Raw genomic sequence first — 22,951 nt, 5'->3', positions numbered from 1 at the left:
CACCGCACGCGGACGTCAGATTCTGCGCGGCAGCAACTTCGCTACGATTGCCGCTCGGCGTTCTTCGGAATACCCACTCATCGCTCAGTTCCTCTCGCCCCCAGATGTGTTAAGAAAGATAGCAGGGGCAGGTGACACTTATCCTGACACTGAGGGTCTGGTGGCAAGGATCATCGGATCCCGGCCAGCTCGATGGTGCTAATCTTGGGAGCGGAGCCGAAAGCCGTTGGCCGATACGGGGGCCTTCGGCGCCCTGCTCGCCCACCGGGACGCGCGCCTTTTAAGTGTTACTGTGACGTGAATTATGCATGCCGAGCAGCTGACAGTGATGTCATCGAGAATCTTGAATCCTTGTGGGCCACTTTTCAGGAGATTGAGATGGAAGAGAACAGCGCTATTCAAAAAAATGCGATATATGTGCTTTAAAAGTGAAGATGCCTGCAAATACCGCAAAAGAAAATCAAGAGGTCAATGACTTCTTTACGACCTTGCGCGCACTGCAGGCGGCTGGTCAAATCAAGAATCGCTATCCAAGAATAGTAAACATTTCTTGTGGCGCGCTCGGTGGAGAATCATCTGATTTTTGCGCAGTTGATTCGGATCATTGGGGGTCTAGAAGTATTTGCCCTGATTTGGTTTTGAAGATTCCCGGTCTTAACATTCCTGATGCAATGTCGTTGCATGTGGCCAGGAATACTGATGAATTAACATCGAAAATGCATTCATTGACATCCACTATTCATGTCCTTACATGGATAATGCTCGCTATTGCAGCAATAAGCTTGCTAAAGTTTTCCTGAGAATTACTAAAGAGCCATACGTTTCGGCGGACTTATGGATAAGCCGCCGAAGTAGAATCTAAGCGCCAAGGCCTAAGTCTCCCTTTGGAGCCCGGCCTGCTCTGGGCAGAGCCCAAAAAAGACCTATCAGCCGATCCGACGGCGTCTGCTCCAACTTTCGCGAGTGTTCAGTTGAGATGCGTAAATGTAAATTACATGCATGGTTAATAAGATTGCAGCATTGGTTAGCAGAGGCAAAATTGATATGTGATGCGCTATTTGTGTCTTTCTGTCTGTTGCTTCCTGTGTTTGTATTTCATAACAATCCATCCATTTTGTGTTCTGGATACCTTTTTCAGTTGTTTGGTATAGTCGTGGCTATAAAATCTCTTCTTTCTGTGCGCGGATATTTTAATCAGCGGCCAATTCATGAGATTTTATGGGCTTGGATAAAGCGATTTCCAAAATGGAATAATCATATTTGCACAGAAGCCCCTTCACTTCCGCTGCCGATAGGCTTGGGGAAACCTTCTTTTTATCAATGGTATGAGCTTGACCCAAAGAAGACTATTGAGGAGAGAGTAGAGATTCTAGCCAAGAATTTAGATCTAATTAGAGATTTACAGAAGAAGCAAGATAGTCTAGTCAGTAGATTAGAAATAAATTATGAAAATAACAAACAAGAGACGCTTAATCAATTTCGGCAAGTAAAGAGTGATGTCTATGCTGATTTCCAAGATTTGCATACGAGCGATTTATTCGCTTCGGTGATTGGGTTGGTTTGGGTCGCCATAGGTATAACAATGAGCACATTTTCTCATCAAATCTCGAAAATATTTAACTGAACTCTCGTTACCTCACTCTTGGCCTAATTGCTCGCGCATTGGCACCCGCTCGGGCGGATTCTTCCAAATGCTGATCCAGATGCGGTTCTTTGTCTCGGAATGCTCGCTCAACACTACAGGAGCGGATGTAGCCGTCCACCACCTCAGGAAAGATTATCTCGTGTTTTTTCCCCCAATCGTTCTATCGCCTGCAGGAAGAACTGTTCGATTTCGGCCTGATTCGACCGCTGGGATTCGCGTTCCTCGCGGAGGACTTGATTCTCGGCTCCCAGTCGTTCGATTTGGAGTCGGATCGCGCTCGATGACTCTGAGAGTGCATCCAGTTCTTCTTCCTTCGCTTGAAACGCATCTTTCCATTCGGTGATTGCGTCCTGTTTCTGGGCAATCTCGGATTCCAGGCGCTGGATCTGTCGAAGCTGTTCGGCCGATTCGGCAAGGAGGCGTTCATGTGCCTGGTTTTTCACGTCCAACTGAGTGCGCGTGGTTTCCAGTTGCGTTTTGAACTCGGCGCAGGCCTGTTCTGTATGTTTCAGCAGCAGATCTTGGCGCACCTGGGCGTCGCGCGCCTCGGAAAGCATCTGGGATAGCTTGTCCTTTTCTGCGTTGACGGCCTTGACGGTCTGACGCGCTGCATCGATCTCATTCAGCCACGCAGTTTGGTCGCGTTCCCTACCCTCGCGTTCCGCCTTTAGCAGTTCATTCAACTGATCACGTTGACTGACGAACCGGTTCGACTCCTCTTGTAGCGCCTTGATGTTTTCTGCGTGCTCGGCGAGCAATTCAGTCTGTTCGCTGATGCGTACTTGAGCTACGCGGACATCGGCCTCTCTTTGACGAAGCTCTGTCTGCGTACCGGTCAGCGCTTCTTTTACGTCTGACAGTTCCGTTTCCAGGACTCGGACCCGCTCTTCCAGGGCGGATTTCTCCGACTGCCACTGGCGCCCGGCTTCCGTGACGGCTTGCGACCAGAGCGCATTCATGGGTTCGAGCAGCGCCTCTGGCAGTCGCGGATCGTTCAGCCGCGCGCCGATCTCACCCCAGAACTCATCCAGCGCCGACAGGATCGTCTGTTGGGCGCCCTTTCCGATCGCATTTCGGACCCGATCGGCCGTCGGTCGTTCGCCGTTTTGTAACAGCTTCAAGGCGGCTTCTTTAGCCAATATCCGCGTGGTACTCATGAGGATCTCGATCAAAATAGAGAAAAACACTAAAATATAGTTGTTACTATATCAGTGTTTTTCGCTGATCTTATAAAAATTAGTTACGATAACTCCCATTCTCGTAACTAATATGGGATTATCAGCGCTAGCCGAGCCATAGAGCTCCAGGACCGGCAAAGAAACAGGAGCGAACGTGAGCGAAAAGACAATGCGCGATCAGGGGGAACTGGCGGTCGAACGCCTCCCCACTCCAAATGTGGAGACGCTGACGCAAGAGGATAAAACACTTTTAAATCAGTATTTTGCCGCACAGCACGCCGACTCGACGTTACGAGCCTACCGTTCGGATTGGTCGATCTTCACCGCTTGGTGCGCAACCCGAACACTCCAAGCGCTGCCCGCTAGCGCGGAAACCATCTCGGCCTTCCTCGCCTCGGAGGCTGGATCGGGTCGAAAGACCAGCACCCTACGCCGACGCTTGGCGGCTATTCGGCTCGCGCATCGACTGTGCGGACATGAACCTCAGACCGGATCGGAACTGGTTCGCGGGACCCTGAAAGGTATCGCGCGCACCCACGGCTCGGCACCGAATCAGAAGGCCCCTGCCCTTGCCGATCAGCTACGCGCAATGGTGGACACACTCGATTGCACGCGTCTTCAAGGGCTCCGAGATCGCGCTATTCTCACGCTGGGCTTCGCTGGAGCCTTCCGGCGCTCGGAGCTGGCAGCGTTACGGTTGGAGGATCTGGAAGAGGTTTCTGGTGGATTTCGGGTGCATGTCCGCCAGTCGAAGACGGATGCGGAGGGATTGGGCCAGGTCGTGCCGGTGATTCGCGGTCGGGACTATTGCCCGGTACGCGCTGTCCGTGAATGGCTGAAGGCCGCCGACATTCGGGATGGCTGGGTGTTTCGGCGTCTATATCGGGGCAATCGAGTCGCGGAGATGCCGCTGAGCGCCCATAGCATTGCCGCCGTGGTGAAACGCTGTGCACAACACGCCGGGTTGGATCCGTCCGAATACGCTGGCCACAGCCTCCGTTCCGGTTTCATGACCTCGGCCGCACTCTCCAAGGCCAGCCTCTTCAAGATGATGGAGGTCTCTCGGCATAAGGACCCTAAGACGGTGATGATCTATATCCGTCGCAGCAATGAATTCGAGGACCATGCCGGAGACGGGTTACTGTGACCTGAGATTTTCCTGGTCCGTGGGTGCTGGAAGCCCGCGTAAAATGACGCCTTCAAGGCAACCGAACACCAAGGAACCTGCCAATTTCGCTGTTGATCCAGCCTGGATGGGTAACCGGCAACGAATGCCCACCGTCAGTCATCACCTCCAGCCGTGCCGTCGGTATCAGCTGGGCCATCGCTTCCGCGTGCTCGCGCCGGATCACATCCCGTCCGCCGACAATCACCAGTACCGGGCAGCGGATGGCGGTCAGGTCTTTCGCTGTCAGTCTCGGTTCGCTCAGCCACATGCGTTTGATGCGGCGTTCCAGCTCGCCTGTACCTGGCCCTGCGTCAGTCCACCAGCGGGTAAGCCAGTGGGTCAATGGATTGGATGCGCGCGCGGCATCGGCTTGCGCATCGTCGGTCAAACCGCTGGGGTCATAGTTGGCGCTGATGGCGACGAGGCGCTGGACCCGCTCGGGCCAGCGATGCGCGAGGACCAATGCGGTGTTGCCGCCGTCGCTCCAGCCGACGATGTCGACCTTGGTGAGATGCAATGCATCCATCAATGCGAGAACGTCGGACGCAAGCTGGCTGTAGCTCAGCTCGGAGTCACCCAGCCCGGAATGTCCGTGACCTCGGCTGTCGACCACAACGATCTCTCGACCGGAATCGACGAGCCAGGGCAGTTGGGAGAACCAGCTGAGACGATGGCTCAATCCGCCATGCAGCAACAGGATGGCGGGGGCTCGTCCTAGGTAGCGCTGGTAATGGATGTCGGCACCGCCGCTATGGACGCTGCCGGTTTGCAGATGGGGCTCTGAGGTATGACGCCACCAGAGATAGCGGGCGAAGTTTCCAGATATCGGCATGAGCAGCAGAAAACCGGCCATCAGAATGCCAATCAGGACCGCTGGGCTGCGTCTGGCCCAGCGTCGCGTGACTGACTCAGTGCCCTGCCCGCTTACCACCCTGGCCTCGCGTGATCAGGGCCGTAATGTCCATCAGCACCACGGGCAGCGAGCGTCCGCGTGGATAAGCCAGGTACATACCGCGCCATTGGGGGTTGAACTTCTCTTTGTAGTGGCGCAATCCCTTGTAGTTGTAGAAGCGGTTGCCTAGCTCGTAGGCGAGCTTGAGGACCCGTTCGTCGCGGGGCGACCAGGGCGAGCGTCCGACGCCACTCAGCGGAGCCATGCCCAGATCGAACCAGCGGTATCCGGCCTCCTGTGCGTGCAGGATGAGATTGGTGAAGAGGAAGTCCATGGTGCCAGACGGAGCGTTGGGCGCATGACGCATGAGGTCGATGCCGAGTGCGTCGCGGTGACCGAAATCTTGGGCGATGCTGGCGAAGGCGACCAGCGCCCCGGCCTGTCTGACGACGGCGATCGGCCCCCAGGCAAGGAAGTCCCGCTTGAAGCTGCCGAGCGAAAAGCCCAGCTCCGCCATGTGTTTTTCCGCGAGCCAAACGTCGGAGATGGCCTGTAGCTCGCCCCAGACGACCTCGTCCAGCGGTTGCGACAGGACCTCGAAGGTCATCTCCGTGCGCTTCGCGCGATTGAGCACCGTGCGCAGTTGCTCCGCCTTCTTCCCCTTCAGCGTGAAATCCGCGAGTGAGACGTGGGCGCTCTCGCCGAGCTTGAGCAGGCGGAAGCCTGCTTCGTGATAGTGGTGCAGATGACCTTCCTCGACCTGATAGAAGACTGGTGCCAGGTCGTAGGCGTCCGCGAAGGTGCGAAAGGCGTAGATGGCCTCTTGGAGGTCGGCCGCGCCGCAGGCGGGATCGCCAAGGGCGATCAGATGTCCACGGCGGATGCCGTATTGGATGAGTCCCTTACCCGAAGGCGAGTAGAAGAGGTACTTGTCCCCCAGCATGGTCAGATAGGAGTAGGTCGTTTGGCCGACATCTGTGTAGAAGTCCGCCGCGCGCTCCAACGCGGCCTGATCGGGCAGCTCCACGACGGGCTTCGGCATGGAGTACCAGGTCCAGGCCAGCCAGGCGAGAAAGGTCACCGCCATCCCGAGCAGCGCGCGCGCATAGCGGGCGGAGTGCAGATGGTGGTCGACCTGATCGAGATGACTGAGCAGGGTGCTGGGGCCATAGAGGACGCTGCCCAGACCGGCGGCCGCCAGCAGGGTCAGGGCCACGCCGGCGAGCCAGCGCAGATTGCGCGCGCTGGTCAGTGCATAGCCCTGGTGGTCGAAGCTCGCCCGATTGGCGCGCAACAGCGTCGCAAGCATGAGCAGCAAGGCCGCAACCTCGATGTCGATCCCCTTGAGCAGGCTGATGATGACGCCGCTCAGGAGCAGGGTTTGGGTGGCATGATAGGCACCGCGCATCCCGGCGCCGATCCCGCGCGAGAGACCGAGCAGCAGGGTTCCGACCACGACGCTGGAAAAATGAAATCCCTCGCGCGCGAGCAGTGGCATGAAGCGATCCAGCACCGCCAGGCGTTCCGCCACCCCAGGAAATGCGGCGGACAGTAGCAGAACAACTCCGGCCGCGAAGGTGGCGTAGGCGAGGATCTGGGTGCTCAGATGGCCGAGAAGACGCAACGGAATACGGCCGATCCGTAGGACCGGATGGCTCTTGAAGCGCCCTGTCAGCTCCTCGATACGACGGCCATCCGAAAGCAGGCGCGTTCCCGGAAGCAACTGGGCGGCGAACAGAAAGGGAACGAAGTAATACACGATGCGAAATAGCAAGAGTCCAGCGGCCACAGCGACAGAGTCCGCGCCGATCTGGCTCAGGATAAGCAGCATGGTGCCCTCGAAGACGCCCAGCGCGCCAGGAACCATACTCAGCAGTCCCAAGGTCATCGCCAGTGCGAAGGCCATCAAGACCGTGCTTAGTGGCAGACTCGCACCCGCCGCGCTCAGACAGAGCCAGAGCAGCACCCCGGTCGCGATCCAATCCAACGTGGAGACGATAACCAGACCGAATCGTTGTGCCGACCCCAGCGACGGGGTGTCTGCGAGCCAGCGACGATGCAAGGGACCGCGTCCGGCGATCAGCATGAACAGCGGCCAGTAGAGACTCGCGGCAACCAGCACGCTCAGGGCCAAAGGCGCGGGGATCGCCGACCATTGCAGCATCTCGCGGTGAGCGAGGAGCAGGATCGTCGCCAGGACGGAGAGACCGAGCGGCATGCTGATCACAACCAGTGCTGCGCTGCCGACCGCTCGGGATGGCGGCACGCCTGCGTTGGTCATCCCCAGATAACGGATGCCCGAGCCGGTCATGCCGGAGAAGCCGACGACATTGTTCAGGGCGCTGGCGACCCAGGCACAGCGCACCAGATCGGTGGATTTGATCGACAACACCAGCCAACGTCGCAGGAGGAGATCGTACAGCGTATTGAGCGAGGCGGTCGCCAGCCCGGCCAGCAGCAGCGCGACTGTTACGGCTAGACTGATGGACTGAAAGGCACTGTGGATCCTGGCGATATCGAGGTGCCGCAGCTCCCGCCAACCCAAGACGCCGACGGCCGTCAACGCCAGGACGGGCAGCAGCCAGCGTAGCACCAGGCCGATGCGCTTGGGCCAGCCGATCTCGGCCTCCTCCAGCATTTCGGGTTCCGGGCTGGCGGCGTTGAGAGTCTCGTCCGCCCGGACGGCGTGCTCTGATCCATGGAGACTGTCTTGCTGCATTCGCATGATGATGCCGCCTCATTCGACTCAATGTACTCTCGGCCCATAGCTGGCCGACGACCAGAATCGGTACTGCCAGGATGATGCGACAGACGCCGGTCCGGGATTCTAGATATTACCGCGAGACCAGGCATCTCAACGCGCCACCTGCCGGCGCACCTGGTCGATGGCCTGCGCGAAGCACGTATCGAGCCAACTTGGACGCGCCCCGGACTGGATGACGCGCAGCGAAAATAAGGAATGTCAGGCTCGACCGCCCCTCCCCTCCGTGAGGATGCTCCCGGATCACGCTTCTGCGTCATCCGGACTAAAGCGTCGAATTTCGATGTGCATTGGTGAATGTGCACCAAGCCCATTGGGTCTGGTCGACCAGACAGTGACTCGATCTCCCCCAACTCCCGCCATGCAGACGCGGCACGCCCTGCATCGATACCGTCTCATCGACTTTGGCAAACAAGATGCAATGCGCTAGTCAGAGCGGCGCGATCGGACGCGTCGTGACGGTTCGAGTCCAGGATGCCGGGCGTCCGGCACCTCGGAACTCGAACCAGGCAGTCTTGCGATACGAACCGGAGATCACATTCATGTCGAATCAACTCGCCAATTTCGAAAAGCATATCCCTCTCGATAAGCTGATCCATTCAGATAAGCTCGCGCAGCTCGGCAGTGCGATTACCGAAGGAATCGATCGCCTGGTTCCACGCCCCACGAGCGCTGTCGGCAAGTTCACCTTGGCGACCCTACCCTACCTGACGCTCTACCTGATTGCGGTCGTACTCATCGCGATGACCGACCACAATCCGGCCTCGACACAAGATATTTGGAACTACTTCATTCCGCTCGTCGCCCTTGTCTCTACTGTGAGCAGCTGGAGCCGCCATGCCGGCGACATCTGGCAAACCCGGTCTCGCTACATACTGCGACAGCTGGTGCACTGGGGCGCCCTGCTCCTGGTTATCCACCTGCTCTTTCAGTCGGATGTCCAGCACTTCCTTAAGGCCGAGACGGATGGCTTCGTCATCATCTACATCCTGGGTCTGGCCAGCATTCTGAGCGGTCTGTATCTAGATTGGAAAATGGCTGTTTTCGGACTTTTCCTAATCTTCAGCGGGGTCATCATCGCCTTCCTGGATGACAATGCCTTGCTGATCGTGATTGGCGGTACCGCCACCATGGCCGTCATTGCAACCGCCTTCATCTGGATCAAGCATCACCAGCACACGGATGCTCAGGGTGGCTGATCTCGGCGAGACTCAGTCGTTAACAGTCGGGCAGGATGGCCCGACTACCCTGCCCCAAAGCTCGACCGTCGAGCCTTCTCCCTGACTTTGAGACGACCCCATTGAGCGACTAAGGAGCAGCATAAACCGTCGATTTTGCCTTGAGCAGAAAAACGCCGTTGCCCCTTATATGTTGGTTGCTTGATTTCGATATCTAGGGTTCAAACCCCCGCCTTTCAGGCGGGCAGATTTCATCTTCAGCCCTCTCGCTGCTACGGTTGATCCTGGCCCCTGGAGCAACGAGCGGAGAGAGGATGGATTATCGCTACGGTAGCCACACGGTTTTCCGGATTGAGTACCACTTTGTCTGGGTTACCAAGTATCGCTACAAAGTGCTGAGAGGAGACGTCGGGGAGAGGGTTCGCGAATTGGTGCGACAGACCTGCGATGCGTTCGAGATCCGAATTCTCAAGGGTGTCGTGAGTGCGGACTATATCCACATACTCGTCTCCGCTCCGCCGGAGATGGCGCCGAGCGAGATCATGCGCAGGATCAAGGGGCGAACGGCCAGCAAGCTCTTCGAGGAATTTCCGGCGCTGAAGAAGCGCTACTGGGGGCGGCACTTTTGGGCGCGCGGATACTTTTGCGCCACCGTTGGCGAGCTGAGCGAGGAGATGATAAAGCAGTACCTGGAGCATCATTTTGAGCCAGACCCTGCGGCTGAATTTCGAGTGGAGCCCTAGACGCGTCGTTCAGTCGACGCGTATCCGGACTTTCAGTCCGTTACTCAAACCCACCGGCTTTTAGCCGGTGGTTGTTTAGTGAAGTTAAGTGAGGTGCGTTTTTTAGTTTATTGAGGTTTGGTTTTTGTGTGTTGATAGTTATCAAAATATTGAACTGGCATAATATGCTTTTTATTTATGGCGATTATGTGACATGGTTTTTGACCATCAACGGATGGCCTCGGCCAGCAGGAAGCTGTAGTCGTTCTTGACAGAGCCCGATAAACCAGGTTCATCATGGTCTCTATGAAATCCCCGCAAGAATTTCGCTTCAATTCTGGTCGTCTAGCGCTCGATCTTCCCGCAACGGTGAGGCGACGTGCCTCAGAGCCCGATGACGTGCTGGCCTCCCCTGGCGCGCCCGCCCGCTGGTTGCGCGATGCGGCGTTATTGACGCATCTGCCCGACCTGTCCGTAACGCAGGAAACCGCGTTGCTTGAATTGCGCGAAACCATCTGGAGCTTGGCCGACGCACTGATCCGGGGGGCGAAGCTGCCAACGGAAGTAGTCGATCGCCTCAACGCCGTCGCCGCCGGACCTGCGCCCATCCCTCAACTTGACGCCGCCTCCCTGACTGTCTACCGAAACGTTGACGATCCGGTCCAGGCGGCACTGACAATCATTGCCCAGGATGCGGTCGATCTGCTGGGAGGACCGCTACGTTCCCGGATCAAGGCTTGCAGCCAGCCGGATTGCCGGATGCTGTTTCTAGATACCTCCCCGAGCATGCGGCGGCGCTGGTGCTCGATGGACCGCTGCGGTAGCCGGGCCAAGGGTGCCAAATTTCGCCAGCGTCTCAAAAACTCCAGCCTCACTTGATAATGTACTTCTGAAATAGGTGGTTGCCTCTTTGTGTCGAGGCATTCCCACTATCCCAGCATCGGGAGGATTGCCTCCCTTCCCTTCCCTTCTCGTCGGATACGACGACCGGGCCCCAAAGAGTTCACCTCCGAACGCCTCCGCGCGGTCGGAGGTGCCAGCCGCTGGTCCGAGCCACCCGCCACGCCTGCCGTGACGCACCCCGATTCTCCCGCTGCTTTACAAAACCATAAAAACCGGTTTATATAGTTCGCAAGAGGCCAAATCGTGGATAATCCTATCGGTCCGCGCCATCAGACGACATGGTCTGGAACGGGCTGGAAGGAGAAATGATGTTCGAGGCGGAGGAAACTCGTTCGATCGCGATCGGTCATGCGACGGGGCTGCTGCCGAGAAGAACTCTGGTCGCCCACGACAGTTGAGCCGTTCTCGACCCATGAAAATCTTGAAATGCTGAGACGGGACGGCTTTACCGACAGCAAGGTGTCTTCAAGCATGTCTATTTCGAAGGATTCTTCTGCATCAAATAATCGCGCCGCAACAGCGAGCGACTGACTGCGATCTTCACCCTTCACTCGTCGCGAACGGAGTCAAGAGATGGACCTGAGAGCCTTCAAATCTCCCGGTAGCGCCTTCGTCGCCACCATGATTCTGTGCACCGCTTTCATGGGATCGTCTTTTCCCTCCGGAAAATACATCATCAGCGACGTTGCGATGCCCCCCTTCTATGCGGGGGGATGGCGATTCCTCCTGGCTGGCGTGTTGATACTCGCTTTTTCCTTGGTCAGAAACGGGACGAACAGCATCATCCCTTCCTCGCACGGATCGATTTTGAAAGGGGTGGCCTTCGTATTGGTCGTTGGCTGTCTTCAGACGGCCGGAACCATGGGCTTTCTCAATCTGTCGCTCGGCAGTCTGAGTGCTTCGATGGCGTCGATCTTGCTGTTCACCAACCCCCTTTGGACCGCCATTCTTGCCCACTTCGTCCTTGGCGAGCATCTGTCCAGGCACAAAGTCGCCGCCTTGCTATGCGGCATCGCTGGGGTTTCGATCTGTCTGGGGGTCGGCTCGGATCAAAGCCTGGAGGGCGTTCTGACCGCCCTGGCCGGATCGATCTGCTGGTCGCTTTGCACCCTGATCTCGAAGAAACACAGGTTCGACAAGTCGGTCTTCGTCTTCACCGGATGGCAGTTGACCCTGGGCGCACTGGTGATGCTGTCGATCTCGGCGCTGTTGGGCGAAGAGTACGACATCGGTCAGATCAACGATTGGGGACTCTTCTGGTTCGCCTGGCTGGTCGTCCCCGCCTCGATCGGATCATTCAGCCTGTGGTTCCATGCCCTCTCCATCAAGGGGGCGACCCTGACCAGTTCCTACCTGTTCCTTGTCCCGCTGTTCTCGACGACCTTCTCGGTTGTGCTATTGGGCGAGGCCCTGAGCTACAAGATCCTGATCGGAGGCTCGGTCATCGTCTTCGCCCTCTGGCTGATCAACGTTCCCCCGACTACAACCACTCTATGGCACGAGCGCGTCCGAAGCTGGAGAAGGCGTCGTATTGATTCGCTTGCTGATGAGGAGATTGGCTAGATTTCGGTTTTGTTTGTGTGTCGTATTTAGAAATTATTGAACTGGCATAATATGCTTTTTATATGGGACGGTTATGGGGCATCGCGAAAGACAGCGTCGCCGCTAGCAAGCAACTCGAAGCCCCATTGAGTACCCGCTTGATGATCGCAAGACGCAGGGAACGCTCGCCACTGGGTGAGTCCGACTCAGGATCCCGCCGAGCTTGCGTTGGCGCAAACCCTCCTCGACGGCACCCAATGATTCGCGAATCGCGGTCAGAATCATGGTGTTCGAGAGATCCTGATCGAGACCCTAGAGGCTGGAAATAGAGCTCCGATGCAATGGACGCGGCCATCTTCTGGCCGCATGCGTGAGGTGCGACCATTGCCTTGATGGAGGCTCAGCCGCTTGGTGGATGCTGTTCGCCCTTATGATCCTCCAGCTTGTCCCCCATCAAACGTCGCACGGCTACGAAGAAGACCGGCACGAAGAGAACCCCCAGCAGGGTGGCACCCAGCATGCCACCCATGACCCCGGTACCGATGGCATGGCGGCTGTTGGCGCCAGCGCCGCTGGAGATCACCAGCGGTGTGACGCCGAGGATGAAGGCGATAGAGGTCATGAGGATGGGCCGAAAACGCAGCCGACAAGCCTCAAGAGTGGACTCCAGCAGACTGCGCCCGGACTGGTGCATGGTGTTGGCGAACTCGATGATCAGGATGGCGTTTTTGGCCGAGAGTCCGATGACGGCGATGAGTCCGACCTTGAAGTAGACGTCGTTCTCCAAACCGCGAAACCAGGTGAGGCTGAGCGCGCCCAGTACACCCAGCGGGACTACCATGATCACCGCCGCCGGCACCGACCAACTCTCGTAGAGCGCAGCCAGGGCGAGAAAGACCACCAGCAGCGAAAGCCCGAAGAGGATGGGCGCTTGCTGCCCTGAGATGATCTCTTGCAGCGAGGAGCCGGACCACTCGTAGCCGATGCCATGCGGCAAATCGTCGCTGACGATCTCTTCCATGGCCGCCATCGCCTCACCCGAGCTGCGACCGGGTGCCGCGCTGCCGTTGATCTGCACGGCGGCATAGCCGTTGTAATGGTCGATGGCCGGCGGGGCCGTGGTCCAGGTCGAGCTGACTACGCTGCTCAGGGGCACCATGTTGTCGATGCCGCCCTTGCTGCTCGGGATGTAATAGCGGTCGAGGTCGCTCGGACGGCTGCGATAGGCAGCGTCCGCCTGCAACAGCACCTTGAGCACCCTCCCCTCGTAGTTGAAGTCATTGGCATAGACCGGCGCCAGCATGAGCTGGATAGCGCTGTAGATGTCGGTGAGCGATAACCCCATGGCCTGGGCCTGGATGCGGTCCACATTGAGATGAACCTCGGGGGCGTCCTCCAGTTGGTTGGGCCGCACCCCGGCCAGGACTGGGTTCTGGCCGGCAGCCCCGAGCAGGGCGTTGCGCGCCTCGATCAACTTGTCATGACCGACCCCGGCGCGATCCTCCAGACGGAAATCGAAGCCCCCAAAACGGCCCAGACCACGCACCGTCGGCATGTTGACCACGAAGATGCGCGCCCCCTTGATCGACTGCAGGGCGCCGTTAGCTGCCTGGATAACGGCCTGAATTTGTTCGTTCGGCGCCGTGCGTTCATCCCATGGCTTGAGCCGAATGAACCCCAGACCGACGTTCTCGCCCTGCCCCACGAAGCTGAATCCGGCCACGTCCAGCACCTTGTCCACGCCTGGGAGCTTGGCCACGATGGTCTCCATCTCACGCAGGACCTCGCCGGTGCGCTCCATGTTGGCGCCTGGGGGCAGCTGGATGATGGCGAAGGCATAGCCCTGATCCTCCTCGGGCAGGAAGCTGGTAGGCAGGCGCGCATAGAGGAAGGCGGCGAGAACGGCCAAGGCGATGAAGGCCACCATCCAGCGTGGTGTATGACGGATCGACTGCCCGATCCGCGCCATATAGGCCCCGGACAGCCAGCCGTAGCCACGGTTGAATCCGCGCAGGAACCAGTTCGGCTTCTCGTGCTCCGGTTTCAGCAGGGTGGCGCAAAGCGCCGGGGTGAAACTCAGGGCCATGAGCGCCGAGATCCCCATGGAGATGGCGATGGTCAGGGAGAACTGCCGATAGATGGCCCCCACGCTGCCGCTGACCAGGGCCATGGGGACGAAAACCGCCGCCAGCACCAGGGTCATGGCGATGACCGCGCCGGTGATCTGATCCATCGCCTTACGTGCCGCCTCTTTGGGTGACAGCCCCTCCTCGGTCATGATCCGCTCGACGTTCTCCACCACCACGATGGCGTCGTCCACCACCAGACCAATGGCCAGGACCAGCCCAAAGAGGCTGAGCACATTGATGGAGAAGCCCGCCAGATACATGCCCGCGAAGGCGCCGGTCAGGGCGACCGGCACCACCAGGGTCGGAATCAGGGTTGCGCGCAGATTCTGCAGGAATAAGAGGATGACCAAAAAGACCAGCACCACCGCCTCGGCCAGGGTCTTGACGACCTCTTGGATGGAGATGCGCACGAACTGGGTGCTGTCATAGGGGGTGACCCAGGTCACTCCGGCCGGAAAATAGCTGGACAGTTGATCCATCTTGGCGCGTACCGCAGCCGCCACCTCCAGTGCGTTGGCGTCCGGGGCGAGCTGAATGGCAAAGCCCGCAATAGGGTCCCCGGCCAGATGTACGTCATGCCCATAGGACTCGGCGCCGAGACCGATGCGGGCAACATCCTTGAGTCGCACATTGCTGCCATCCGCATTGGCCCGCAGGATGATGGCTCCGAACTCATCCGCGCTGGTGAAACGGCTGGCGGCGCTGACCGAGGCGGTAAAACTCTGTCCAGGCAGGGCTGGCTCGGAACCGATCGACCCGGCGGCAATCTGCACGTTCTGGGCACGCACCGCCTTCAGCGCATCGGCCGCGCTCAAGCCGTAGCCACGCAGCTTGTCCGCATCGAGCCAGATACGCATGGCGTACCCGGAGCCAAACTGGGTCGCCCCGCCCACCCCCGGCAGACGTCGGATGGGATCAAGGATCTGTGCGGCGATGAGATTGTTCAGGGCATAGCTGTCCAGCCCCGCGTCCTCTGACTTGAGCGCCACCACCATCAGGAAGGCGTTGTTGGCCTTGGCCACGGTGATCCCGTTGCGCACCACCTCCTCGGGCAAACGGGGCTCGGCCAGGCCCAAACGGTTCTGGACCTGCACCTGGGCGATATCCGGATCCGTGCCGGTGAGGAAGGTCAGTGTGATCTGGACCGTACCGTTGGAGCGCGAGGTGGACTCGAAATAGAGCAGATTGTCCACGCCGGTGAGCTGCTGCTCGATAACCGAGGTGACGGTCTTCTCGACCACCTCAGCGCTGGCCCCCGGATAGGAGGCGCTGATGCTGACCTGGGGCGGAGCGATCGGCGGATAGGCCGACACCGGCAGTTCGAAAATGGCGACGGTGCCGCTCAGGGTGATGAGGATGGCGATGACCCAAGCGAAGATGGGACGGTCGATGAAGAAACGTGGCATGGGGCTTGTCCTAAGGCGTTCATGGATGTCAGAGCGGCACGAACAACGACTAGGTTCCGGCGACCGATCCAGTCGACGCGGAAGATGCCTTCGCCGCCTTCTTGTCCGCGCTGCTTGCCGCCTCATCCGCTGGCGCAGCCTGTGCCATCGCGCCTGGCTTGACCTTCTGCAGCCCCGTGACGATGACCCGATCGCCCTCGGCCAGATCGCCGGTCAAGATCCAGTCCTGGCGGGTCATGCCATGACTCTCGACCCGGCGCTGCTCGACCTTGCCCTCAGCGTTCAGGACCATGACATAGGCACCTCGCCCATCCCGTGCCAGTGCCGCCTGCGGTAACAGAACGGCCTGATCCAAGCGTCCCGTGGTCAGCCGCAGGGTGACGAACATCCCGGGCAGAAGTGCGCGATGGGGATTGGGCAGGGTGGCGCGCAGCGACACGGCGCCAGTTCCCGGATCCACCGCCAGGTCTGAGAAATCGAGCGTTCCAGCCTCTGAATAGGCACCGCTTCCGGGGAGCCGGACTTCGACCGAAGTCCTGGCCTTCGACGCGAGAGCCCCTGGCTTCCGGGAGTCGACCGCCATCTCTTGCAGTTCGGTCAACTCCTGTACCGATTGACTGAAATTGACATAGATGGGATCGATCTGCTCCACCGTCGTCAAGAGTGTCGCCTCGTTCTGACCCACGAGAGCGCCCTCGGTCACCAGTGCACGACCGGCGCGACCGGCGATCGGGGCGCGGACCGTTGCATAGCTCAAATTCAGCCGGGCACCATCCACATTGGCGCGCGCCTGCTTGACGGCGGCCGCAGTGGTCCGTTCGGCAGCCTGGGCGGTATCCAGGTCCTGTTGTGAAATGGTCTTTTTCTCGCGCAGTTCCAGATAGCGCTTGGCCGTCAGGGCAGCGTTGACGGCGTCCGCCTCGGCCTTGGCCAGCGCCGCCTCCTCGGCCTTGAGCTTGGCCTCCAACTGAGCCGGGTCGATCTGGAACAGCACCTGGCCCTGCTTGACGTCGGTGCCCTCGGTGTAGACCCGCTTGAGGACGATCCCGGCCACCCGCGCCCGCACCTGCGCGGTCCGGGTCGCGGCCAGACGCCCAACCAGCTCACGGGTCAGGGGCAGCGACTGGACATGCGCAGTCACCACCGACACCTCGGGCGCAGACATTTGGGCGCCCTTTCCGGGGCCAGCCCCCTGCCCCGTCGGCTGGTTGCAGCCAACCAGGGATAAGGCCCCCGCGCTAAAGACCACCGCGCGCAACACACTCGATCTCGTCATCGGAGCTCCCGACTCGCGTTATGAAAAGAATTCAAATCCCACATGAGCACCCCGAAAAGAGGCCGCTCGGTCATCCGATCCAGCAGGAGGTGTGACCACCATTACACTCCTCGTGCGTTACAAGCAATCTCAGAATCAAACAGCGATCCAGACACCTGGAGGCGTTACGAACTGAGTTGCGCTGAGGAATGGCCTGACTCGAATATCGAGCCCGACAGGCTCCTCGGATGCCGATAGCAAAACCGCAGCCCAGGCCCGTCGCTGCGCTCGATCAGTGCGAGGGCACCGCCGAGTCGAGCCGCAGCCTCCATGGCGATGCTGAGTCCAAGTCCGCTGCCCTCAGAGCGGCCATGATGGAGACGAAAGAAGGGCTCCAAGACCCGGATGCGCTCGGCGGCGGGGATACCAGGGCCGTCGTCGAGCACCTCGATGATGACGGACTGGTCGTCCGCATCGATCCCGAGGGTCACCTCGCCCCCATCGCGTCCGTGTTTGAGCGCGTTCTCGAGTCCGTTGCGCAGCACCAGGCGCAGGCTGTCGGGGGCGACGGTGACGCGAACCGACACGCGCTCATCCAGGCCCAGATCGATCCCCCTGGCCTCCGCCAGCGGAAGATGCTCGGCGATGAGTTCCCGCGCAAGCGCCGAGACGTCGACCTGCTGCGTTGGCTGCGAGCCGCTCTGTAATCGCGCCAAATTCAAAAGCTGCTCGGTAAGCTTGCGTGCGCGCTCGATCCCGGCCTGTAGAGGCAGCAGGCGCTCGCGCACGGCCTCCAGGCTTCGGGCCTGAGTCAGGTTTTCCGCCTGTACCGAGAGCGCCGTGAGCGGGCTGCGGATCTCATGGGCCGCGTCTGCAATGAAGCGCCGCTGGTGCCGCACCAGTTCGGCGACCCGCTCAAGCAGTCGGTTGATCGCGTGGACGAAGGGGCGAATCTCATCCGGCACGCCGGCGTGTGTCATCGGCGTCGGGCGATCCGCCGGTTGTGCATCCAGGTGCCTGGTGAGTTCAGCGATCGGTTTGAACTCGTGACGAACGATGCGCACGATCAGCCAGCCGATCACCGGGAGCAGCAGAAGTAGGGGCACGAGGGTCTGGAGGGCACTGGTGAGCGCGATCTCGTCGCGGGTCTCGGTCGGCTGAGCGACGATCATGCGCTGTCCGGTGCGCGTGTCGCGGTGCACGAAGACACGCAGCGACCCAGATTGCGCCTCCACGTGATGGAATCCAGGGGTCAAAGGTTCGGGCAACCAGTCGGGGCGTGGGTCCTCAGGCAGCCGAACGAGACTGATGCGCGAATCGGGGTCGCTAAGCCTGGGCCGTTCATCGGTCGGCCCACTTGTGCCTGCGAGCACGGCAATCTGGCGCAAGAGATCGTCCTGGAATTCAGTCGCCTCACGGTAGGCGAGCCCAAAGGCGACCAAGGCCGCGATCAGGGCCGCGAGCAGGATGGTGCCGCTCAACATCCAGGTTAGACGCCGCTGCAGCGAACGACTCATTCTGGACGCTCCACCCGCCATCCGGCACCCCGGACGTTCTTGATGACGTCCGTGCCCAGTTTCTTGCGCACGCCATGAATGAGGAAGTCGATCGCGTTACTCTCGACCTCCTGGCCCCAGCCATAGAGGTGCGTTTCAAGCTCGGCGCGGCTGAAGATGCGCCCTGGATGCAGCAACAGGGTTTGGAGGAGTGCGCGCTCCCGTGCGCTCAGGGTCGTCGAGACCGCACCGCTGACGGCCTCACCAGTCGCCGGATTCAAACTGACCCGACCGTTGCTGAGCAGCGGGGCGGCCTGTCCGCCCTGGCGACGGATCACGGCGCGCAGCCTGGCGAGCAACTCGTTCAGGTCGAAGGGCTTGACCAGATAATCGTCGGCGCCGAGGTCCAGTCCCGCGATGCGGTCCTCGACCGCATCGCGGGCGGTGATGACGACGACGGGAATCCGGCTCCCGGTCGCGCGCAGTCGACGCAGGACCTCCAACCCATCGCGCTTGGGCAGTCCCAGATCGAGCAGCACGGCTTGATGATCGTCATCCTGGAGGATGCCGCCCGCCGTTGCGCCATCCTGAACCCAGTCGACGGCGTAGGCGGCGTCCTTGAGTGCGACGGACACCGCCTCGCCGATCATGACGTCATCTTCGACCAGCAGGATACGCATCAGGTGCTCCCTGAGATGGATGCCGGACCTTAATGCGCCGTCTTGGCCGGCCGATGCCGAAACAGCAGGAGACAGGCCGCGATGAAGACGATCAACGTCAAGGACGCCGAGTAGCGGCTCAAGGCCAGCCCGCCATCGGCCAGTGGCTTGTCGAGCAGGTCTCCGAGCACCGCGCCTAAGGGACGCGTGAGGATGAACGCCAGCCAGAACAGCAGGGTCCGCGAGATCTTGGTCTTGTAGTAGGCCAGGGTCAACAGCGCCAGCAAGGCACCGAAGATGAGCGCCCCGCCCTCGTAGCCGAGGCCCGCAGTATCCGCCGTCCAGTCGCCCAGCGCGGTGCCCAGGGTCTGCGAAAACATGATGGTGACCCAATAGAACATCTCCGCCTTCGGCGCACTGATGGACTCGACCGACACAGTCCCGAGCGTCCGATACCAGAGCGCCAGGGAGGCGAGCAACAGCAGCAGAAGCAGCGAACTACCCCCGGCATAGCCGATGCCGAGCGAGCGGTCGGCGAAGTCAGCCAGGGTCGTGCCGACCGTGGTCGTGGCGATGATGGTCGTCCAATAGAGCCAGGGGTGGAATCCCTTGGCCTTGATCTGGGCGGCGACGGCGACCAGGAAGACACCGGCGAAGATCGCGGTGCCGACCAGGTAGCCGAGGTTCATGGACATGGAGACCGCGTCTCCGCCGGTCTCGCCGAGTGTCGTTGCAGCGATCTTAATTGCCCAGAAGAGCAAGGTGACCTCGGGGACCTTGCTCAGGGCGGTTTCATGGCTTGGTTTCATGGCTTGGGACTCCTTGCGTCTTGGCAGGCGCGGAATGGGGGATTGGTCATGGCGGACGGGGCAGGCGTCCGGGGCGCTCGTTTCGCCCCAGACGGCCGCGCGTCGCAGATCAATCCTCCCGTTCGTCACCGCCCTCACGGTCCTCGTCATCGCCCTGATCGATCCGGTCATTCACTGCGGCGAGCACCTTACCGGTCGTAGGGTCCACCTCGACATCCATCACCATGTCGCCCTTGACGACCTCGACGTCAAAGACCCAACGGTCTTGGTCGCGCTCATACTCGGCCTTGGACGCCTTGCCACCAACCTGCTGCTCCGCGGCGGCGATGGCCTGAGTGAGACTGATCGGCGCATCGGTAATCCCGAGCGCATCGTTCTGCTCGCTGCTCGCGGCGTAGGCGCCACCAAGGCCGGACAGACACAGCGTCGTGATGGCTAGGGAGTGATAGAGCTTGGCTTTCATGATCATTGCCTCTCGTCAGTCACGCGGGGATTCGCGTGAGGGTCACGATAACGATCGACAATTAGCGCAGACTTAGGACCTGCCCAGAATCCAGCGTAGGGCGCAATAGCGCCAGCGTATTGCGCCGCATGGCAGGCATCCGCTAAGGCGCGCCCACCGCTCGCATACGGCGCAATAGGGCCGCTCCAAGATCGAACGCTGGCAGTTCATGAAATGTATCGCCAGCGCACATGCGGCGCAGCCACCCAAGCGGAACCTGGCGTCAGAACAGGGTGTAGATGAAGGGCGCTACGGCGGAACCCTGCGCCAAGACGATCAAGACGCCAAGCAGCAGCATGACGATGATGATCGGCGCAAGCCAAAACTTCTTGCGCTCGCGCATGAAGCCCCAGAGGTCGTTGATAAGATCCAGCATCAGTAAGGTTTCTCCATGGATTTAGGTGTGGCCTCTTGGCTTGGCTCGCGGTAGCTCTCGGCATCCGGCAACAGACGGCGCTTCATGGGATCATTCCCCATCAGGCGCATGATGAAACCCGCTGGCACGAAGGCCACGAAAAAGACGAAGCTCAGGGTTAGCGGTGTCGTCACGCGGCTCATCAGGAGCCCCAGACGCATCCAGCCGCGATAGACCGGACCCAGCGAGCGCGGCGCGGCCAGCCCCCAGAGCATCAGGACGGCGGCCAACGGCCAGGGCCAGATTGGAAACCGCAGGTCGAACAACCAGGGCAGGATCAGCCCGAACAGTGCAACGACGATGGCGCCGGTGGTCAGCGCGAAACGGCGAAGCCCGTGGGCATCGAGCTCGGGGATGGCGTGCATGGGCGGTACCTCAGTCCAGCTCGAACGTGTGTTGCCAGCTTTGATCGCGCGGTTGCGCGGGCTGCTCGGACTTGGCGATCAGACAATTTTCCAGCACCAGATAGTCCATCTCGGTGCGCATGAAGCAGCGATAGGCATCCTCGGGAGAGCCGACGATGGGCTCGCCGCGCACGTTGAACGAGGTATTGACCAACATCGGACAACCGGTGCGCTCGGCAAAGGCCGCGATCAGCTGATGAAAGCGCGGATTGGTCTCGGCATGCACGGTCTGAAGCCGGGCCGAGTAGTCCACATGCGTGATGGCCGGGATCTGCGAGCGCGGCACCTTCAGTTTGTCGATGCCGAACAGCCGCTGCTGATCCTCGGTCATGGCGATACGTTTGGATTCAGCGACCGGCGCGACCATCAGCATGTAAGGGCTCTGCCCCTCATGCTCGAACCAGTCCGACACCTGCTCCGCTAAGACTGCCGGTGCGAAGGGTCTGAAGGATTCCCGATACTTGATCTTGAGGTTCATCACCGACTGCATTCGGGCGCTGCGCGGATCGCCGATGATGGAGCGCCCGCCCAGTGCGCGCGGGCCGAACTCCATGCGGCCCTGGAACCAGCCGATGACCTGCTCGTCGTCGAGCAACGCCGCCAGACGCGCCATCAAGGCATCGTCATCCAGGCGCACATACGGAATTCCCGCGCCCTTGAGATAGGGCTCGATCCGGTCATTGTCGAAGGCCGGACCCAGATAAGCGCCCTGCATGCGGTCGCTGTCAGCGCCGCTGCGGGGCTGGTCCAGATACTGGTGCCAGACCGATAGCGCAGCGCCCAGAGCACCACCGGCATCGCCCGCCGCTGGCTGAACCCAGATCTCCTTGAATGGCCCCTCCCGCAGCAATCGACCGTTGGCGACACAGTTCAAGGCCACGCCTCCGGCCAGACAGAGGTGATCGACGCCCAGTTCACGATGGACCGTCCGCCCGAGGCGCAGCACGACCTCCTCCGTCACGGACTGAATGGAACTGGCCAGGTCCATCTCCCGCTGCGTCACCGGCGACTCGGGTCGGCGCGGCGGACCGCCAAAGAGCCGATCGAAGGCCCGGTTGGTCATGGTCAGACCGTTGGCGTAGTTGAAATAGCGCATGTCCATGCGAAAGGTGCCGTCGTCCTTCAGTGCCAGCAGGTGATCGAGGATCAGATCCCTGTACTTCGGCTCGCCGTAGGGGGCCAACCCCATCAGCTTGTACTCGCCCGAGTTGACCTTGAAGCCGGTGAAGTAGGTGAAGGCCGAGTAGAGCAGCCCCAGTGAGTGCGGGAACTGGATCTCCCATTGAGGCGTCATCCGATTGCCGTCACCGAGCCAGACCGAGGTGGTCGCCCACTCGCCGACGCCGTCCATGCAGAGCACGGCGGCGCGCTCGAAGGGACTCGGAAAGAATGCGGATGCCGCGTGCGCCTGATGGTGTTGGGTGAAGAGCAGCGGCGGCAGATCCGCCGTTTCGATGCCGCCGAGCGTAGCGAGCTCCTTGTGCAGCAGGCTCTTGAGAAGGAGCTTCTCCTTCAGCCAGATCGGCATGGCGGCCAGGAATGAGCGCAGTCCGCTAGGCGCATAGGACAGATAGGTCTCCAGCAGACGCTCGAACTTGATCAACGGCTTATCGTAGAAGACCACATGATCGAGATCCGCCAGCGCAAGACCGCCCTCCTCCAGACAGTAGCCGATCGCCTCGACCGGAAAGTCTGCGTCATGCTTCTTGCGCGAAAAGCGCTCCTGCTGCGCGGCGGCCAGGACCTCGCCGTCGCGCACCAGGCACGCAGCGCTGTCATGATAATATGCGGAGATACCGAGAATATTGACAGCCATGAACTTCGCTGGACCGACAGGGACATTGGGCGCGCAGTATAGCGAATTCCCAATGGGCTGACTCAGTGGCC

Annotated in this window: 20 protein-coding genes; 7 read left to right on the top strand and 13 right to left on the bottom strand. The window is 60.2% G+C overall.

What is annotated here, in order from left to right:
• Positions 1-434 precede the first annotated feature (434 nt).
• Both THIDRDRAFT_RS25895 and THIDRDRAFT_RS25890 read left to right on the top strand, forming a co-directional pair.
• The gene (locus THIDRDRAFT_RS25895; protein ID WP_139058844.1) at positions 435-800 is read left to right on the top strand and encodes a hypothetical protein; all 366 of its coding nucleotides are present in this window, start codon (positions 435-437) and stop codon (positions 798-800) included.
• Positions 801-976: 176 nt separating this feature from the next.
• On the top strand, positions 977-1,624 hold the full coding sequence (locus THIDRDRAFT_RS25890) for a hypothetical protein (protein WP_007042867.1): 648 nt from the start codon (positions 977-979) through the stop codon (positions 1,622-1,624).
• Positions 1,625-1,767: 143 nt separating this feature from the next.
• Here the strand turns inward: THIDRDRAFT_RS25890 and THIDRDRAFT_RS20675 are convergent, their stop codons facing one another.
• Positions 1,768-2,802, bottom strand: coding sequence for a DNA-binding protein (locus tag THIDRDRAFT_RS20675; protein WP_007042866.1), 1,035 nt, complete (start codon positions 2,800-2,802; stop codon positions 1,768-1,770).
• 175 nt (positions 2,803-2,977) lie between these two features.
• Between THIDRDRAFT_RS20675 and THIDRDRAFT_RS20670 the strand changes: the two genes are divergently transcribed.
• Complete coding sequence (locus THIDRDRAFT_RS20670; RefSeq protein WP_007042865.1) at positions 2,978-3,970, top strand: site-specific integrase; 993 nt, start codon at positions 2,978-2,980, stop codon at positions 3,968-3,970.
• Positions 3,971-4,022: 52 nt separating this feature from the next.
• Here the strand turns inward: THIDRDRAFT_RS20670 and THIDRDRAFT_RS20665 are convergent, their stop codons facing one another.
• Both THIDRDRAFT_RS20665 and mprF read right to left on the bottom strand, forming a co-directional pair.
• A complete protein-coding gene (locus THIDRDRAFT_RS20665) occupies positions 4,023-4,844 on the bottom strand; it encodes an alpha/beta fold hydrolase (RefSeq protein WP_050984785.1) in 822 nt (273 codons plus the stop codon).
• Positions 4,845-4,899: 55 nt separating this feature from the next.
• The gene (mprF, locus tag THIDRDRAFT_RS20660) at positions 4,900-7,608 is read right to left on the bottom strand and encodes a bifunctional lysylphosphatidylglycerol flippase/synthetase MprF (protein ID WP_007042863.1); all 2,709 of its coding nucleotides are present in this window, start codon (positions 7,606-7,608) and stop codon (positions 4,900-4,902) included.
• A 578-nt stretch (positions 7,609-8,186) separates the two neighbouring features.
• Here mprF and THIDRDRAFT_RS20655 point away from each other — a divergent pair.
• The 3 genes from THIDRDRAFT_RS20655 to THIDRDRAFT_RS20645 all read left to right on the top strand — a co-directional run bounded on the left by THIDRDRAFT_RS20655 (position 8,187) and on the right by THIDRDRAFT_RS20645 (position 10,423).
• Positions 8,187-8,843, top strand: a complete 657-nt coding sequence (locus tag THIDRDRAFT_RS20655) for a hypothetical protein (protein WP_007042862.1) — start codon at positions 8,187-8,189, stop codon at positions 8,841-8,843.
• A 293-nt stretch (positions 8,844-9,136) separates the two neighbouring features.
• Positions 9,137-9,565 (top strand): IS200/IS605 family transposase, encoded by a 429-nt coding sequence (tnpA, locus tag THIDRDRAFT_RS20650; protein WP_007042861.1) that lies wholly within the window; start codon positions 9,137-9,139, stop codon positions 9,563-9,565.
• Positions 9,566-9,841: 276 nt separating this feature from the next.
• Complete coding sequence (locus THIDRDRAFT_RS20645; protein WP_007042860.1) at positions 9,842-10,423, top strand: CGNR zinc finger domain-containing protein; 582 nt, start codon at positions 9,842-9,844, stop codon at positions 10,421-10,423.
• A gap of 293 nt (positions 10,424-10,716) precedes the next feature.
• On the opposite strand, the gene THIDRDRAFT_RS25885 is transcribed toward THIDRDRAFT_RS20645, so the two are convergent.
• On the bottom strand, positions 10,717-10,998 hold the full coding sequence (locus tag THIDRDRAFT_RS25885) for a hypothetical protein (RefSeq protein ID WP_139058843.1): 282 nt from the start codon (positions 10,996-10,998) through the stop codon (positions 10,717-10,719).
• A gap of 22 nt (positions 10,999-11,020) precedes the next feature.
• On the opposite strand from THIDRDRAFT_RS25885, the gene THIDRDRAFT_RS20640 reads away from it, so the two are divergent.
• Positions 11,021-12,010 carry a DMT family transporter gene (locus THIDRDRAFT_RS20640; protein ID WP_007042859.1) on the top strand — a complete coding sequence of 330 codons (990 nt, stop codon included), beginning with the start codon at positions 11,021-11,023 and terminating at the stop codon, positions 12,008-12,010.
• A gap of 379 nt (positions 12,011-12,389) precedes the next feature.
• Here the strand turns inward: THIDRDRAFT_RS20640 and THIDRDRAFT_RS20635 are convergent, their stop codons facing one another.
• From THIDRDRAFT_RS20635 to THIDRDRAFT_RS20600, 9 genes are all read right to left on the bottom strand, one after another.
• Positions 12,390-15,524, bottom strand: coding sequence for an efflux RND transporter permease subunit (locus THIDRDRAFT_RS20635; RefSeq protein WP_007042858.1), 3,135 nt, complete (start codon positions 15,522-15,524; stop codon positions 12,390-12,392).
• Between the two features lie 49 nt (positions 15,525-15,573).
• Positions 15,574-16,800 carry an efflux RND transporter periplasmic adaptor subunit gene (locus THIDRDRAFT_RS20630; protein ID WP_007042857.1) on the bottom strand — a complete coding sequence of 409 codons (1,227 nt, stop codon included), beginning with the start codon at positions 16,798-16,800 and terminating at the stop codon, positions 15,574-15,576.
• A 164-nt stretch (positions 16,801-16,964) separates the two neighbouring features.
• On the bottom strand, positions 16,965-18,296 hold the full coding sequence (locus THIDRDRAFT_RS20625) for an ATP-binding protein (protein ID WP_007042856.1): 1,332 nt from the start codon (positions 18,294-18,296) through the stop codon (positions 16,965-16,967).
• The gene (locus THIDRDRAFT_RS20620) at positions 18,293-18,955 is read right to left on the bottom strand and encodes a response regulator transcription factor (protein WP_007042855.1); all 663 of its coding nucleotides are present in this window, start codon (positions 18,953-18,955) and stop codon (positions 18,293-18,295) included. Before THIDRDRAFT_RS20620 ends, THIDRDRAFT_RS20625 begins: the two co-directional genes overlap by 4 nt.
• A 29-nt stretch (positions 18,956-18,984) precedes the next feature.
• Positions 18,985-19,743 (bottom strand): COG4705 family protein, encoded by a 759-nt coding sequence (locus tag THIDRDRAFT_RS20615; protein ID WP_007042854.1) that lies wholly within the window; start codon positions 19,741-19,743, stop codon positions 18,985-18,987.
• A gap of 109 nt (positions 19,744-19,852) precedes the next feature.
• Positions 19,853-20,206 (bottom strand): PepSY domain-containing protein, encoded by a 354-nt coding sequence (locus tag THIDRDRAFT_RS20610; RefSeq protein ID WP_007042853.1) that lies wholly within the window; start codon positions 20,204-20,206, stop codon positions 19,853-19,855.
• Between the two features lie 262 nt (positions 20,207-20,468).
• Positions 20,469-20,621, bottom strand: coding sequence for a DUF5989 family protein (locus THIDRDRAFT_RS26440; RefSeq protein ID WP_007042852.1), 153 nt, complete (start codon positions 20,619-20,621; stop codon positions 20,469-20,471).
• Positions 20,621-21,025, bottom strand: coding sequence for an SxtJ family membrane protein (locus THIDRDRAFT_RS20605; RefSeq protein WP_007042851.1), 405 nt, complete (start codon positions 21,023-21,025; stop codon positions 20,621-20,623). The genes THIDRDRAFT_RS26440 and THIDRDRAFT_RS20605 overlap by 1 nt, the downstream gene beginning before the upstream one ends.
• Before the next feature lie 10 nt (positions 21,026-21,035).
• Positions 21,036-22,880, bottom strand: coding sequence for a carbamoyltransferase family protein (locus THIDRDRAFT_RS20600; RefSeq protein WP_007042850.1), 1,845 nt, complete (start codon positions 22,878-22,880; stop codon positions 21,036-21,038).
• Positions 22,881-22,951 lie beyond the last annotated feature (71 nt).

This window comes from Thiorhodococcus drewsii AZ1 (genome assembly GCF_000224065.1).
GTDB classification, from domain to species: domain Bacteria; phylum Pseudomonadota; class Gammaproteobacteria; order Chromatiales; family Chromatiaceae; genus Imhoffiella; species Imhoffiella drewsii.
The sequence above is the reverse complement of the archived record's forward strand: the minus strand, read 5'-3'. Positions and strand labels throughout refer to the sequence as shown.